The organism is Nocardia sp. NPDC049737, assembly GCF_040674755.1.
GTDB lineage: Bacteria > Actinomycetota > Actinomycetes > Mycobacteriales > Mycobacteriaceae > Nocardia.
On sequence record NZ_JBFANH010000012.1, the window covers coordinates 199,554 to 215,269 of the forward strand.

The following is a 15,716-nucleotide window of genomic DNA, read 5'->3' on the forward strand; positions in this document are numbered from 1 at the left end:
ATCATGCGATTCCGGCTTTCGACTCGGAGGTTGATGGGTGCTCGAGTATCGAGGTGTAGAGGGAAATGTCGGCGGGATGATCGACTTCACCCCATGGACCGTGGCGGGGGATGGCGAGGATCTGTTCGCCGGTGGTGATCAGGTTCTGCAACAGTGAGGTCATGTCCAGGGCGTCGCGGGTTGCCGGGGTCAGGGCGGCGAGGTGATCGCGTGCCCGTGTCCAGGCGGGTGGGGTGAAACGCAGCAGCCCCATGTATTGGCCTTGGATTTCTTCGGTGGACGCTGCCCTTCGGCCGATTTCGGCGACCGTCGAGTCACTGCGCAGCCGAAAGGTTTCGGCATCATCGAGGGGGTCGGCGAACCGCTTCGCCCACAGCTCGAGCCAATGCGGGTCGTAAGCGATGGCCAGCTCGGCGGACGCCTGGACGAGGGACCGGACGGTGTCGGCGGTGTAGAAGATATCGCCATAGGCGACCAGGCAAGGGGCCGTGCTGAGCCAGTCGTCGGCGGCGGTAAGCGAGACGACCATATTGGTTTCCTGCCAGCGCGGGGCGTGGAAGTCCCGTGACAGTCGCCCGGTGAGTGTCTCGGCGCGGTAACCGGTCACGATGCCGACCTCCTCGACACCGGCCGCGTCTAGAGCATCGCGGTGGCGGTCGAGCAGGGTTCGGCCGCCGACGTTTACTAGGCATTTGGGGTGCTCGTCGGTGTGTGCGCCCATGCGGCTGCCCCGACCGGCAGCGAGGATCACCGCGCGCATGGCGCGCTCGCGAAAAGGTCACAGAACAGGGCGATATCGTGCGGGTCGGGCACGGTGACACGTTCGGGATGCCACATGATCCCGGCTACCCGCAGCTCGTGCGATCCGACCGACTCCACGACACCGTCGGCGGCGCGGGCCCACACATCCAGTGGTTCGGCGCTGTCGCAGGCGGCCCAGCGGTGGTAGCTGTTGACCCTCCGGGGTGTCCCTTGGACGTCGATGTCGTGGTCGACGCCAGCATGTTGGGATACGCGGGCCAGGCTCACACCGAAGTGGTGTTGAAGCATCTGCATTCCCCGGCATACGCCGAGAACACTGCGGTGCTGCCGCAGCGCCGAGGTGAGCAGTAGTCGTTCGGTGGCGTCGCGTTCGGGTGCGGTCCCGCCGTAGGCGGTGAGATCGTTGCCGCCGGTGAGCAGCACTCCCGCGGTGGGGACGGTGATGAGTAGGTGGCCGGCGGCAGTCGGATTGTTGGGCACCGCGATCGGCACCAGCCCGCAGGCGATGAGGAACTCGGCCCATCGGTGGTCCAGGGTGTCGCGGCGTTCGCCGCGGCGCTCGTCGACGGTGACCATCTGGGTTGTCAGGACTGGGATCATCGCAGGATCTCGATTCGCCGGTTGGTGCAGTCGACGGTGACGACGCGGGCTTCGCGTAGTGCTTGGTAGGTGGTTTCACCGACGCCGAGTACTGCGGGAATACCGAATTGGTGGGCGCGGATGGCCATGTGGGAGTTGACGCCGCCGTAGGCGGTGATGACTCCGGCGATCCGGTGTGAGTAGATCCAGTCGTAGCCGGGGTCGCCGCTGGGCAGCAGCAGGATCTTGCCGTCGATGGGCCCACCGGTATCGAGGGGGATGAGCGGCGCGGTCACCGAGGCTTGGGTGATGAAGCTGGGTTGCGCGTGGGGCTGGTGGAACGCGAACACATCCTGGGGCCGAGTCAGGAGTGGGGGGAGCACGATTTGCCGTGTCAGGGCATAGGTTTCGCGGCCGTGCTCGACGGCACGGCGCAGCTCCTCGGGCATCCACCCCGTGCCTTGGTAGAGCTCCTCGATGACGCGGACGTCCAGATAGGAGCAGTCCTCTGGTGAGAGCCCGCGCTCTGCGCCGAGGCGGCTGATGGCCGACAGTGCCTCCGACAGGTGGCGGGTGAAGGCGAACTTGGAGTTCTCGCGCCCGATGATCCCATCGCCGATGAACGTCAAAAGCTCGGCGCCACCGTGTGCCAGTCCCGCGCTGAAGGCGAGCTCGTCCAGGGCGTGCAGTTGGAATGTGTTGGGCTCGAAGGGTTTTGCCGGTGGGCAATTGTGTGGTTCGGCGTTGCTGGTGAAGTACAGGTGTGGGGCCTGGTCATAGCGCGGGGAGCAGATGTTGTAGGTGCCAGGGCGCAGATGCCCATAGATCCGTAAGAATTCCTCGGTCGAGAGGGCCGCGCGATCGGCGGTCATCTGGTTGGTGACGGTCCGCATGCCGGACACGAACAGGTCGGCATCACGCGGTGAGAGAACGCCGGCGCGCACGATCGAGCGCAGCAGCTCGACGGCGATGAACCCGAGGCGCGCATACCCGGAAAAAGCGGGAGTGCCGTAGCGGGCACAGTCGTGCAGCAGCCAGCGAGCCTCGGCGACTGGGTCGAGGTCCAGGCCTTTGACCAGTGTCCATCGTTGTTCCAGGCTCCGCAGGTTCGCGTCATCCTCGACGCGGGCCGGGTGAGCGGGATCGAGGAGTCGGTTGGTCAACCGCAAGAGGCTCTCAGCCAGAGCCTGGTGCTCGTCGTCGGTCAACGCGGTGCCGAACCGTGCCCGTGATTGCTCGCGGGTGTCAAAAGTGAAGCAGGACTGGACAATTTCGAACTCGACTTTGTCATGCAGGGCAGGCTCGGCGGCGAGCCGGTCGAGCTGAAGGTCGATGAGGTGGGCGGCGACGGTGTCGTCGAGGTCGGCCGGGAGCATGGAGTTGAAGCTGGCCCGCACGTCGATGTAGGGGAGGCCGGCCAAGTCGATCATCAGTGGGCAACCACGGACATCGCGGTAGCCATAGCGATGTCGCTGTTCGGCCCAGATCTGGTTGGTAATCAGGCTCCGATACAAGCTCAACGCCAGTGGTCGGGGCCGGATGCCGATGATCTCGGCAGGGTTCCAGTCCGGCATGACGCCCAACATCGTCCGGCGACCGAGCAGGGTGGGGTGTCTGCCGTCGCGAGCGAGCTTGTCGGCAGCGGCGTGCAGGGCGGACTGGTGGGCCTGGGTCCGGACCGGATCCACCGCTGCGGCGAGCAGACGGCGCACCTGCAGGAGATAGAGGCGGTTCTGCTCCCCGAACGCGAATTCCACGTCGAGCAGGTCCTCGCCGGTGAGCGCCTCGAGTTCACGCGTGAGGGCCAGCAACCTGGCCATACGGTCATCGTCGGGCGAATCCTGCGCGGGCTTCCAGTAGTAGAAGGTTCGCAAGTTCGTGCCGCGGCCACCGGTCACGGCGGTGGTGTCGGCGCCATCGTTGTAGTTCACGACGATGTAGGCAGCGCCGGTATTCGGGTCACCGGTGAACACCACCCCGCTTCGGGTGACCCGCGGCGCCATCGGCTGGAGGAGGATTTGGTCCGCACGGTCTATCGCTCGCCGTCCCCCCTCGGTGTAGGAGGACACCACGCGCTCGACCGCTGCGGCGATGGCATCGCGGCCTACGACCTCGGCTTCAGAGGCGTAGCGGCCTGCTTCCTGGGTGTCTGCGGCGTCCTCGTGCACGGTGCTGCTACGGACGATCAGCGGCCCATCCGCCCACGGCAGTGTTGCCAGTTCATCGAGCAGTTCGCCGCGGCGCTCGGCCCAGTCCGCGACGGTGAAATACATCAGCGGCAGCACCTCAGCGTGCCGAAGCAGCGGAGCCAGGCTCTGCAAGGTCTGCGCCTTGGTGCCGAGATCGACGAAGGCCCGTGGAAATTCGGTGGTTGGAGTGCTCATCAACGGTCGCCTTCCTTCACGCCGATGAACACCATCACGTTGCAGAACTGAGCGGGCCACCACCGCATCAACAGCCCGTCGATCGTGCGGCCGAGGACGTTGAGTCGGTAGCCGCCTGCGCGGCGCGCGCTTTCCTCGGCGTGGGCGAATTGTCGTTCGCGCAGCAACGGCAGCCGGTAGAGGATCGACATGTTGCGGGCGTAGTGAACCTGCTCAGTGCGCAGCCCGACTCCGGCCAGCACCGCGGTGAATTCTTGTTCACCGACGAGCCATTTATGGAAGTGCAAAGGGCCGGTGCGGTGCCGGTTGCGCCATTGCCAGTACCGTTCGTTGAGGCGCATCTCGATGTTGTCCGGGCGCATCGTGATGCAGAACCGGCCGTTGGGAGACAGGATCCGAGCCGACTCGCCCAGCGCAGGCACGAGGTCGTGCTCGAGATTGTGATACAGCCCGAACGCCAGCAGGACATCGATTGCGTTGTCCGGCAGACTGATTCGGGTTGCATCGCCCACGGTCACATCCAGGCCGGGGTCCTGGTCGAGGATGGCATCGACCGCGATTTTGCTGCGCTCGATGCCGGCGATCTTCCAACCGCGGTGGTGGTAGTGCTTGACGACTCTGCCGAGTCCGCATCCGAGTTCCAATACCCGGTCTGACTGGTCTCCCATGACCATCTCGGCGTATTTGATCGGGTAGATCGACAAATCGGTGAAAGATGCTTCGTCGCTTCCGGCTTCGGCCCAGCGGCGGTCCCAGTAGGACTCGTTGGTTTCGGATCGTCTGATGGCTTTGCGCATGGTGCTGTCCTTCCTCGCGACGACGTGTTTGCGCCTTCAGGACTTGTTCGATGCCCGCTCGGGGACGCTGAGCCACGCTCGTGCCAGAAGCCGTTTGCGGTCGGGTTCGGGGAAGTCGGTGAATTCGGTGCGGTTGTGGGCGACGGTGGCGTTGTTGAAGAAGATGACCTCACTGGCGGCCATGTCGAGTGCCAGGACGTTGTCCTGGTCTTCCAGAACGCTGTCGAGCCGGTCGAATGCGGCCGCGTCTTCCGCGCTGATCGGCAGTTCGGCCTTGGCGTAGCCGGTCTCGATCCAATGCCGCATGTAGCGCAGCGTCGGGCCCGCCGCGAACTCGCCCCAGGTGAACACGGGGTAGGCGTTGTCGAAGATGTTGGTGTCCTCGTCACCCGGGGTCACGGTGTTGCGGTAGTGATCACGAAACAGCGCGGGCAGGTGCTGCGGAGTGGTCTCGGCGATCTGCCGGTAGGCCTGGCATCCGCTTGTCAGCAGGCTCTGGCCGCCGTGCATGGCCGGGCGCAAACACATCAGGCCGAAAACGTTCGGGAACAGCCGCTTTGAGGTGCTGTCGGTGTGGAACGGTGCTCGCACCCGCGTCTTGGAGACCGACACGTCGGTGGAGCGGAAATCGTAGCCGCGGTCGAAGACGTCGTGCAGGCGCCCGTAGGGGGTGAGCATCTCACCCAGATGCAGGCAGGTCAGGACATAGAACAGGCGCAGTTCGGATTCGTTGAATTGGCCGGCGTCCAGGCCGGTGAGGTGGGCGAACCCGAACCGGCCGAAGATCTGTTCACGCAGCCGCTCGGCGAGGGTCACCAGCTGCGGCAACTCGACAGCACCGCGCTCGACGGTGTCGAGCAGGGCCGCCGGATCGGTGACTGTCGCGAGATAGTCGGCGAACTCGTGCAGTACTTCCGGTCCTACAGCGATGCTCCAGGATCGGGTCGCCAAGGCGTCGGTCTTGGTCCAGGCGAGCTCGGCGATCACGCTTTCCTCGGCGGCGAACTTTTGGGCAGCAACAGAAACAAAATCGGACATGAGGGCACTCCAATGACAGGGATCCGGCGGAGTTCTCGGCGGTTCAATGGGGCGGAGTCGCAGCAACCGCTGCCCAAGCCAGCCGAAACGAGCCTGAAGTAGGCGAAAGAGCATATGTACTGTTGACATTCACGCGTTGCCTCTCCGGCTCGGGGTGAAAACGCTGAACGTTCAGTCACGATTCAGTTGAGGTATGTCTGGCGATGCTCGGCTAGAAAGATCGTGTGCTCGTCACGTCGGTAGTCCAAGAACTCCTGGCTCGGGCCGTTTCGCGGTTCGGCGACGAGTTGCCCGCCTGTCGCCTCGAGGGCCGCGACAAATCGCTCACCGTAGAGGAAGTCTCGGCCGTCGCCCCAGTCGAACCAGATCGGCTCGATCACCCGCTTACCGTGTACGAGGGCTTGCTCACGTAGGTGCCCGACCGAGGCACATACCGCCGTCATGTTCAGGTCGAAGGCCAACTCCAGCTGACCGGAATGGCTGCCGTGCGAGTAAGGGAGCAGCAGTGCATCGGATCTGAGCACGGCCTCAACAATGGTGGTGTCGGATGGGTAGGACGCCATGGTCGCTCTGATCCGATCGTCTGCCCGGATCACAGATAACAGGGCATCGATGTTGTACCTGCCGAAATCGGCGGGATTGAACGGGCGCAACAGGAGGTTGAGTCGCGCATGTGGGTCGTCGACGGCCAGGCTCCAGTTCGTCACCGCTGTCAGATGATCACGATTCGGTCGTAACGCGCCATATATCAGGTAGCTGCTGAGTTCCGGACTCGTTTGCCGACTACGTCTGATCAGATCGTCTGGGGCAACGACGTATCCGTGTGGGATAACCCGCACCTGCTGCACTGCGGGAACGAGTTGCCGAAGTTCGGCTACCGACGACTCGGTGAGGCCGATCCAGCTGGCTTCCGACTGAGCGACAAGCTCCAGGCGTGCGCGGAGGTCCTCGGGTGCGGTGAACATCGGCACCAAGTCGTGGGCGGTGCAGACAACCTTCACCGATTCGTTCGTGCAGGCGTCAAGCAGATTTTCTAGAACCACGAGATCCTCGAACTCGATGTGGTGGAGGTGAACCACATCGAGCCAGTCCAACGGGCGGTGTGTAAGAAGCCATGCCGCGTCCACTTCCGCTGGCACGATGCCATATTGGGTTCTGTTGCCGTTGAGCAATTCGATGTCGCCGGACACGATCTTGCGGACGTAGGGCGTTCTGGCCGGCAAGTGGACAACTCGGACAGCGCAGCTCACAGGGTCGCCCACTGTGCGTGATAGACCGGCCATCCGCCGCGCCGGAGCGCAGCGACAACAGAATCGTCGTCGTCGACGACCAGGCGAAGGTCAGTGTGTTCCGCGATCTCTGCAATTCGCTCCACTTTGAACTCGGCGACGGGCCGCCGGTCGGTTTGGGAGCGCATGTGTACCGTGTCCGTCGGTAGGCCCTGCCGCGCCAGCCACGACACGGTGACGGTCCGAAACCGTTCTGGTCGACCGGTCAGCCACACAATGTTGGCCCTCGACATCAATGCATTCGCAATCTGAAGTCCTCGTGGTAATGGCAGGTCGACCGCTGACGACGCGAAGAACCTCTCCCACTGCGGCGGCTTCGACTCCAGAAGGTGGAGTCGGCGTCGGCAATCCGAGACCGTACCGTCGATGTCGAATACGACAACCTGCCTCTTGGTCGCAGCGTGAATGAGCTGCGAACTGGATCTAGTGGTTGCAACACCGCTGATTACGCGGCCGTCTGATTCCGTCATCACCCCAGACTCGAACAATGACCTGCTCGCGACCAGATCACCGTGTCCCTTCACCTTGAAGGTGCAGCTCGGTCTTACTTCCGCGTGCCTGCCGAACGGATCCTGTTGGACAGCAATACGACTGGCACGAAGGGCGCGCAATGAGAACAGCACCAGTGGTTTTCTCGGACACCTACTACCGAAACGTCGTGCGGGAGTATGGCTACGGCGAATTCGAGTTCGACAGCTTTGGCTTCGAGCTGGCCGGCATCAGCGCCGAGGAGCTGAATCTCCGCTGGTTGTGCCACCACCGAGCTGAGGAGTTCCTGGCCGCTCCTCGCCTCGCTCGCATCGTGACCACCGGGTTCGGCATGTCCGGAGTCCCGCACATGGGCACAGTGGGGCAGATCCTCGGCATATCGAGGCTCCAGCGAGGTGGCGAGTTCACCCAAATCGTTCTAGGCGATCTCGACGCTCACAACGGCAAGGCCAAGTCGCTTTCCGAAACCCGTGAGTTGGCGGACAGGTTCGCAGCCTTCTGTCGGCGTCTCGGCTACGACGATTCGACCGGTGTACTGCGTAGCCAGTTCGAGGATGTCCACACCGCGCGAAACCTTTACCTGCTCAGTCATTTCGAGATGACGCAGATTTCGACGGCGCTGAGGAGGACAACCACGCCTACTACGTGAGCCTCGGAATCGTTGCTGCCGCGATGACTTTCCCCCGCAAGATGTCTCTCGCTCTGATGGCCTCCGATTTCATTACGCTCGGTCAGGATTTCGACGCTGTACTGGTGCTGCTCGGGATCGACGAACACAAGTACGTCCGGTTCGCTGCCGAGATCGCGCGACGCCTCGACTCGAATACGACCCTGCGCGGCGACTTCACATTGGGGTCGATCTACTCGCGCCTCGCCTCTGGATTCGGAGGACATCCGAAGATGTCCAAGAGCATCCCGGATTCCTCGATCAGCGTTACCTCGACCCCGGACCAGATCGTGGACCGAATCACCGGTGACACCGCAGTGCTCGCGGCACAATCACCCAGCTTCCAGCTGATCAACCAGCTGTTCCTGCGCGACTACGGCGACTGCATGGATCTCGTCGGCGAGTGTTCGGCGAACTCCCCGGCCTGGCGATCCGCGAAGGCCGAGCTGGCGGACTATCTGATTTCGATCACCGAACTGTGGTGAAAGGACAGCCAGCGTGTACGCGAACCTGATGGGGCTTGTCGAAGATTCCAAGCCCACCCATTTCGCTTCTTACCTGAGCCGGCTGAACTCCGGGTTGAGCCTGACTTACCGCGAAGCCTCCGACTACATGAGGTCGGTACTCGACATCGATGATCCGCGGATGCGCAGCGCCCAGCTCGGTGTGCTGTTGAACGGGCTGATGGCCAAACATCCGACTGTTGAGGAGGCCAGCGGTGTCATCGACGCGGCCCTAGCCCTCGACGGACTCCGCCTGGGCGCCCGGCCGTCCCACCCCTTTACTGGGGAACGCGTCGTCGGGATCGCCGGGAGTGGAAAGAAGGGGATCAAGACGCCCAACATCTCGACGCCAGCGGCGATCGTCGCTGCGGCCGGGGGCGTCCGGGTTGCGAAGTGCGCATCAGCGGCCACTTCGTCGGTGGCCGGCTCCGCCGACATTTTGAAGCGGCTCGGGGTCAAGCTCACGCGAAGTACAGGTCGCACCTTGGACGTGATGGCCGAATGCGGTCTGGGCATCTTCGAGATCGAGCAGATGGTTCCTCGGTTCGACGCCGCCTATGGCGGACTGTTCTTCGCACCGCATGTGCTGTCGTTGGCCTTTCCGGCCTTGCTGCTGCCGATCAGGACCGACACCTTGTTGTACGGCATCGCACATCCAAACGTCAGCCTGTCGCTCGAGGTACTACGCCGGTACCACGACGGAGACTTGCTCGTCGTGTCCTCAACTCCGGACAACCTCAGCTGGATTGACGAGGTGGGCATTGTCGGCGATACATCGATCGTCGGTGTCCGAGAAGGGGTTCGGGGTCGAACCCTACGCCTCGGACTGGCAGAGGTCCTCGGCGTCGGACCGTACTCCGTGCACGACCTCGTGCCGGGCTCTGATGTAACCGAGCAGGCACGCATCGTGGTGGACGTTCTCACCGGAACCGCTGCCCCGGCCTTGGTCGACCTGGTGGCAGTGAACGCGGCGACGCTGCTTCTCCTCGACAACATCGGCACCACCGTTCCCGAAGCGTTCGACCTCGCTCGCGAATTGATATCCAGCGGAGCGGCATTGGCGAAACTGCGGGAATTGATCACCGCCAGTGGCGGCGACGACCACACCGTCCGGGGGTGGCTATGACTGAACAGGCCGTGCCGGTCGTTGCAGTCGGCATATGCGGCTCCGACATCCAACGCTTCCGCAGCGGCTTCGCCCTCACCTCCCTGGGCCACGAGCTGGTGGGCCAGCATCCGGACGACGGCGGATTGGTAGCCATCCGGCCCCTGCAGCCCTGTCGACGGTGTCCGATGTGTCTACGGGGATGGACCGAACAATGCGCCGATGACGCCAGCATCGGCCGCCACGACACCGGGCGCGGTGGGTTCAGCGGAGCAGTTCAGGTGACCACCGACCAGCTGTACCGGTTGCCCGCTAACGTCGATATCGCCCTGGCAACGTTGACGGATCCCCTGGCCTGCGTCGTTCACGCTACTCGATCGATAGAGATGGCTGGACTGGAAGTTCTCGTCATTGGCGACGGGCCGATGGCGGCACTGGCCGCAGTGCGTGCCCGCCAGCAAAACGCCAGACGGGTCACGGTGGCGGTCAAGTCCGCCGAGCGAATCGAACGCCTGTCCACTTTCGCGGATCGTGCAGTCACTGTGGGAAGCGTTGGGTCCAACCGCTACGATGTCGTTGTCGAAGCCGTAGGAGGCATCAGCAGTGAACCGATATCGATAGCAGCAGCCGCGGTGGCACCCCTGGGTCAGGTGGTGGCACTAGGGGTCTATCACCCGCAAGCGACTGCTGATCTATCGGTTCGCCGCCTCCTGGAGAAGGAATCAATCCTCCAAGGCAGCAAGGCATACCGCGTCAATGACGTCCAGGACGACTTCGCCGCCGCCCTCGAGATTCTGAGCAATCAACCGGCCGACTTCGCCCCGATCATCGCCACTTGTTGCGCTCTGCCATCCGACATTCCGCAGTTGTTCGCCAACGACCGACCACACACCCTCAAGGTCGTCTACACGTTCCGGAAGCGACCTCACCGACTGCGAACAGGACTGGACATATGATGCACAACAGCACACGTCTCGGTGCGTCCCAAGCCACAATGATGGACCTTCTCGAGTCAGCCCCCGAACTGCGAGAAGGACCGCAACTCAACGCGATCCTAGGCTTGCTCAGCGAACGCCGACGGATGGATCTGACCGACCTGTCCCCCACGGAGCAGGCCCAGATCATTGCCGCCCGCACCCAGGAGCTGCTCCCATCGTCAGACCATCTCGCCGAGCTGCTGGCCGATGCCCGTGACGCCGGTCGACAGCTGATCGTCAAGTTCGGCATCGACCCCACTGCCGCAGACGTACATGTCGGCCATGCGGTGCCGATGATCGTCGCGAGCCGGCTTCAGCGCATGGGACATCGGGTTGTATTCATTGTCGGCGACATCACCGCGAAGATCGGCGACCCGTCTGGCCGGGTTGCAGATCGCCCCCCTTTGACCGACGACGATATTCGCCACAACATGCAGTCCTACCGCGACCAAGTCTCACCGTTTTTCGACTTCCACCGCGCCGACTTCCGGTTCAACAGCGAATGGCTCGCACCGTTCAGCCTCCCCCGGTTCATTGGCGTGCTGGAGAACCTTCCCCTCTCTGTTTCCCTGCAGCGTGAGGACTTCCGCAATCGGCTCAGCGCCGGCAGCGGCCTGACGATGGCGGAACTGGTGTACTCGGTTGTCATGGCATTGGATTCGGTAGAGGTCACCGCGGACATCGAGATCGGTGGACTCGACCAGCTACTGAACATGCAGATGTGCCGCCGAGTCATGGAAAACCACGGGCAGAAGCCGGAGGTCATCGTGGCCACCGGTCTAATCGAGGGGACCGACGGGACCGGCGCCAAGATGAGCAAGAGCAAAGGTAACTACGTCGGTCTCGCCTTCGACCCGAAGGATGTGTTCGGCAAGCTCATGTCCGCTCCTGACCGGCTGCTGCCCGCTTACCTCGAATCGCTGACCGAGCTGTTGAGCCCCGAGATCGCACTGATCCAGAAGATGATGGAGGACAGGAGAATTCACCCGATGGGCGTCAAAACCCTGTTGGCCTCCGATGTCACAGCGGCAATTCACGGACTCGAGGTCGCCGAGTCATGCCGGGCCGGGTTCAAGGCCCAGTTCTCCCAGAGGCGCTACTCCAACACTCCCGACGTGCCCGTTGTGAGCGGCAGCGAACAGGCTGACGCCACCCTCGCCGAACTCTTCGTCAAGGTCACCCGCCAGGTCCCCAGCCTCAACCAGGTGCGCCGCACGGCCAAATCGGGCGGACTGCGCTTGGTTGTCGAATGGCCCGGCAGTGACAAGGAAAGCTTCACACTCGGCACAGAGGAAGCCGACGCTCCTCTCGCTACGTTGATCGCCACGCACGTGGAGCTGCTCGGCACCACCAGCACCCGAAGCTTCCTCAAGTGCGGACGTTCCCTGATCGAATTGCGCTGATGTGTCCCCCAATTGCACCGCTAGACTCGTCTATCGACGGTTCAGACGGTGGATTGGGGGGCACATTCCCGCGCGACAGCCGGTCAACCCTGTCTGGTGGACCAGCGGGCAGTACGAGAGCATCCCGATGCGTCAGCTGCTCGCTGCCCGAGACATCCAGTCGGTCTTCCAATTTCTGCACAGCCGCGGTTGGAGCTGGGCCGCGATTGCACGCGCCACCGACCTCGGCGACCAACGAGTACGCGAGATCGCCAGCGGCAGAAGGAAGATCGAAAGCTACGACGTGTTCGTCCGCATCGCCGAGGGCCTCGACATCCCCAAGCCCTACCTCGGTCTCGGCCTTGACGATCCCGAATCGCCTTCGGCTCCGGCTTTGGGTCACGTCGCAGGCACCGCCGAATTGGAGCCACGAGTTCTGGGGCAGCACGGCGGGCAGGCGCCGCGGCGTCCACGGGAGACAACACCACTTCGTGCCGATATACCGACCGCCAGTGTGGTGACCGGGTGGCACCAACCGGAGGTCGGCCCGCAGATCGAAGTCGGTGTGGATGTGCCATCGGATGCTATCGGGTCAACACGCTCTTCGGTGCCACGCATCTCCAATTTGCCGAGCCTGACATTGAACTTCGTTGGGCGGCAGGATGTGCTTGCTGCTGTCGAACAGAATTTAGATGAACAGTTGACTGCGGCAGTAGTTCAGACAATAGCCATTTCAGGAATGGGTGGCGTCGGTAAAACGCAGCTGGCGCTTGCCTACGCGTATCGAAATCTTGCTCGGTACGAGCTGATTTGGTGGATCCCAGCCGAGCGGTCAGCAGTAGTCGCCGAATCACTGCATAAGCTGGCGATCAGGTTGGGTGTGTATTCCACCGACACCCATAGTGATAGCATGGGGCCGCTCCGAGATTGGCTGCGAGCGCACGACAATTGGCTGATGATTTATGATAATGTCGAGGATCCTCGGGATCTGATGCCATTTCGTCCAGCCGACACGAGAGGGCATATCATCGTGACGTCCAGAAATCCATCGTGGCGGGGATATGCGACGACTATAAAGGTGGATGTCCTGGAAAGATTCGAATCCGTCGAGTTCCTACTCTCGCGAACAGGAACGACGGACCGGGTGGCTGCTGACAAGATCGCCGAGATCCTCGGCGATCTCCCGCTCGCTCTAGAGCAGGCTGGCGCCTATATCGAGGAATCCAACATTTCGTTGATGACATATCTCGAATTAGTTCAATCCCGAGGTGCTGCGATGTCCCGCCAGGGACGGCCGGCGAATCACGAAGACACCGTCGCAACCACATGGTCGATATCGCTTCAGAAGCTATGCAGTATCTCACCAAGTGCCGAATTACTACTGAATCTTCTGTCGCACCTCTCCGCCGAGGGGGTGGACCGGAACATGCTGCTCCGATACGCGGCGACCATGCCGGAAACCTTACGTCCGGCACTCTCGGATCCGTTGCAATTCAACGCCATGCTGAGCGCGGCCAGCAGGTACTCGATTGTGAACGTGTCGGAGACAAGCCTTTCGATGCATCGCCTTGTACAGCTGGTGATCCGGGAGAGCCTCAGTGCCGGGCAAGGCCAGCAATGGTCAGGGGCAGCGGTTCGTCTTCTAGCGGCTGCCTTTCCGGAAGACGTCACGGATATCGCAAATTGGGGCGAGTGCGCGAGACTTCTTCCGCATGCCTTGACCGTACTCGATCACAGCGTCAGTCAACGATCAGAGCTCCACCTTGCCCAAATTCTCGTTGGGCATGTCTCGCGCTACTTGGCGATACACAACCAGTACGGACAGGCGCAGCTGCGGCAGGCCCGATGGATTTCCGAACGGACAGTTGATATTGCAACCTCGCTGGGAGAAGAGGATTCTCGTTCCGTAGCGACGAGCCTCAACAGTCTGGGCCTGGTTCAGCGCGACCTCGGCGAACTAGAGAAGGCACGAGTCGCCCACACCCGTGCCCTGGAAATATTCATTCGCCTTGTTGGCGAACGGGATCCGGAGGTGGCTGCCACGTTGAACGCCATTGGTCTTGTCCATCACGCATCCGGGCGGCTCGACGAGGCGGAGGCCGCATATCTCGAGGCCCTCAGCATCACCGAAGAGGCTTACGGCACGGAGCATCCGACCGTAGCGAGGACCCTCAGCAACCTCGGCCGTGTGCACCGTGCCATGCGCCGCCTGGACCAGGCCCTCGCTGAACAGGAACGTGGTCTATCAATTCGCATCGCCTGGTACGGGAACCGGCATGCCGATGTCGGCTGGAGTCTCGATGGCCTAGGGCTGACCAAGGCGGCCCTGGGCATGCTGGACGGTGCCGAAATCGACCACCGTAAGGCCGAAGGCATATTCACCGACGCCTACGGTGATAGTCACCCTTACACAGCCCGCTGCCTCGACGGCCTAGGCCGAGTCCTTTTCCTGCAGGGTCGTCCGGCCGCAGCGCGCGACGTCCACGAACGAGCGTTGCGGATCCTCGACGCCTACTACGACCCACAACATCCGCACATAGCGCGGTGCGTTCGAGGGCTCGCTGAAGCGGAGGTCGGATTGGGCAACAAAGGCAAAGCCGTCGGACTTCTGTCACGTGCATACGAGATCGACAAGCTGGTTTTCGGTGAAGCTCATCCGCTGGCGAGGCGCTTGGAGGCGGAGATAAAGACGCTTGCCTCCTGAGTCCGGCTACCCGGCTACCACGTTCAACGGCGCGTCGCCGTTCACGATCCTTACTAGCTGTTCGCGTACGCGCGAATACGAACTCGGCAGGAATGACGGCACGACGGAGGCTACATGTGGCGTGATCAGCACGCCCGGCAGCGTCCAGAGTTCATGCTCGGCCGGCAGCGGTTCCGGGTCTGTGACATCGAGTGCTACGCGAATCCTACCTGTTTTAAGTTCGCCCACAAGGGCATCGGTATCCACGACACTGCCGCGCGCGACATTGATGAGCACACTTCCGTCACGCATGTTCCGCAGAAAATCTTCATCGATCATGCGATACGTTGAGGGGGTCAGCGGAACTGCCACAACAATGGCGTCGGCCCTCGCGATCAGAGTTGGTAAGTCCGCAGGCCCAAAGACACCGGGACGTCGCGCGCTGGCCATCACTGCAACTTCGGCTTCGAAGGCCCGTAATAGGGTAGCGACTTGCTTTCCAACGGCTCCGTATCCGATGACCAGGACGTTGCTTCCGCCCAATTCTCCGGTGCGACGCTGGTCCCATTTCGCGTTCATCTGATCACGAAGGAACTGCGGAAATTCGCGGAGGAGACTGAGAAGCGCCGCAAGAACCCACTCGGCCACGGGACGCGCGTTGACACCCGGCACGTTCGCCAACTTAACTCCGGATGGAAGCGCGGGGGCAATCCAGTCGTAACCGGCGCCGAGAGTTTGAACTAGCTTGAGCTTCGGCATTCGGCGAATTTCGTGAACCGCTCGCGACTTCGCCCACCAGGGAGGAATGAACACCTCGGTACGCTCGAAGTTCTCCGGATAGTCATCAGTACCCGGCCAGAAGTCCAGGTCGACACCGTCCGGCGCGCCTCCCATAAGTTGGGCAGCATCTGCGTGCGGTACAAGGACATGCATGGCTCCGACTCTATCTGTAGCTGTCCTCCGTACCCAGCGACGCGGACCAGGGCTGCGCTGAATGAAACGCATGCAGTCCACTTCGGCAGTGGCCGCGAGAAATCCTTCGAATGATCCGGCACATCGGC

14 protein-coding genes are annotated in these 15,716 nt (G+C 62.4%); 6 read left to right on the plus strand and 8 right to left on the minus strand.

Annotated features, from left to right (window positions below; genetic code table 11):
* Position 1: 1 nt before the first annotated feature.
* The 7 genes from AB0J47_RS18445 to AB0J47_RS18475 form a co-directional block, all read right to left on the minus strand.
* A complete protein-coding gene (locus AB0J47_RS18445; RefSeq protein WP_364346878.1) occupies positions 2-760 on the minus strand; it encodes a phosphocholine cytidylyltransferase family protein in 759 nt (252 codons plus the stop codon).
* Positions 748-1,362: a gamma-glutamyl-gamma-aminobutyrate hydrolase family protein gene (locus tag AB0J47_RS18450; RefSeq protein ID WP_364346880.1), complete on the minus strand. Its 615-nt coding sequence runs from the start codon at positions 1,360-1,362 to the stop codon at positions 748-750. Before AB0J47_RS18450 ends, AB0J47_RS18445 begins: the two co-directional genes overlap by 13 nt.
* Positions 1,359-3,725: a PEP-utilizing enzyme gene (locus tag AB0J47_RS18455; protein ID WP_364346882.1), complete on the minus strand. Its 2,367-nt coding sequence runs from the start codon at positions 3,723-3,725 to the stop codon at positions 1,359-1,361. Before AB0J47_RS18455 ends, AB0J47_RS18450 begins: the two co-directional genes overlap by 4 nt.
* Positions 3,725-4,522: a class I SAM-dependent methyltransferase gene (locus AB0J47_RS18460; RefSeq protein ID WP_364346884.1), complete on the minus strand. Its 798-nt coding sequence runs from the start codon at positions 4,520-4,522 to the stop codon at positions 3,725-3,727. Before AB0J47_RS18460 ends, AB0J47_RS18455 begins: the two co-directional genes overlap by 1 nt.
* A 36-nt stretch (positions 4,523-4,558) precedes the next feature.
* The gene (locus AB0J47_RS18465; protein WP_364346886.1) at positions 4,559-5,560 is read right to left on the minus strand and encodes a TauD/TfdA family dioxygenase; all 1,002 of its coding nucleotides are present in this window, start codon (positions 5,558-5,560) and stop codon (positions 4,559-4,561) included.
* A 182-nt stretch (positions 5,561-5,742) separates the two neighbouring features.
* Positions 5,743-6,783 (minus strand): hypothetical protein, encoded by a 1,041-nt coding sequence (locus AB0J47_RS18470; protein WP_364346888.1) that lies wholly within the window; start codon positions 6,781-6,783, stop codon positions 5,743-5,745.
* A gap of 23 nt (positions 6,784-6,806) precedes the next feature.
* The gene (locus AB0J47_RS18475) at positions 6,807-7,319 is read right to left on the minus strand and encodes an HAD family acid phosphatase (RefSeq protein WP_364346890.1); all 513 of its coding nucleotides are present in this window, start codon (positions 7,317-7,319) and stop codon (positions 6,807-6,809) included.
* Between the two features lie 140 nt (positions 7,320-7,459).
* Here AB0J47_RS18475 and AB0J47_RS18480 point away from each other — a divergent pair, with 140 nt between their 5' ends.
* From AB0J47_RS18480 to fxsT, 6 genes are all read left to right on the plus strand, one after another.
* Positions 7,460-7,987 (plus strand): hypothetical protein, encoded by a 528-nt coding sequence (locus AB0J47_RS18480; RefSeq protein ID WP_364346892.1) that lies wholly within the window; start codon positions 7,460-7,462, stop codon positions 7,985-7,987.
* Positions 7,984-8,490: a hypothetical protein gene (locus AB0J47_RS18485; RefSeq protein WP_364346894.1), complete on the plus strand. Its 507-nt coding sequence runs from the start codon at positions 7,984-7,986 to the stop codon at positions 8,488-8,490. The genes AB0J47_RS18480 and AB0J47_RS18485 overlap by 4 nt, the downstream gene beginning before the upstream one ends.
* Positions 8,491-8,503: 13 nt before the next feature.
* Complete coding sequence (locus tag AB0J47_RS18490; protein ID WP_364346896.1) at positions 8,504-9,634, plus strand: hypothetical protein; 1,131 nt, start codon at positions 8,504-8,506, stop codon at positions 9,632-9,634.
* Positions 9,631-10,569 (plus strand): alcohol dehydrogenase catalytic domain-containing protein, encoded by a 939-nt coding sequence (locus AB0J47_RS18495; protein WP_364346972.1) that lies wholly within the window; start codon positions 9,631-9,633, stop codon positions 10,567-10,569. Before AB0J47_RS18490 ends, AB0J47_RS18495 begins: the two co-directional genes overlap by 4 nt.
* 125 nt (positions 10,570-10,694) lie before the next feature.
* Positions 10,695-11,993 carry a tyrosine--tRNA ligase gene (gene tyrS / locus AB0J47_RS18500; RefSeq protein ID WP_364346898.1) on the plus strand — a complete coding sequence of 433 codons (1,299 nt, stop codon included), beginning with the start codon at positions 10,695-10,697 and terminating at the stop codon, positions 11,991-11,993.
* A gap of 127 nt (positions 11,994-12,120) precedes the next feature.
* Complete coding sequence (fxsT, locus tag AB0J47_RS18505; RefSeq protein WP_364346900.1) at positions 12,121-14,676, plus strand: FxSxx-COOH system tetratricopeptide repeat protein; 2,556 nt, start codon at positions 12,121-12,123, stop codon at positions 14,674-14,676.
* A gap of 6 nt (positions 14,677-14,682) precedes the next feature.
* Here the strand turns inward: fxsT and AB0J47_RS18510 are convergent, their stop codons facing one another.
* Positions 14,683-15,588 (minus strand): 2-hydroxyacid dehydrogenase, encoded by a 906-nt coding sequence (locus tag AB0J47_RS18510; RefSeq protein WP_364346902.1) that lies wholly within the window; start codon positions 15,586-15,588, stop codon positions 14,683-14,685.
* Between the last annotated feature and the right edge of the window lie 128 nt (positions 15,589-15,716).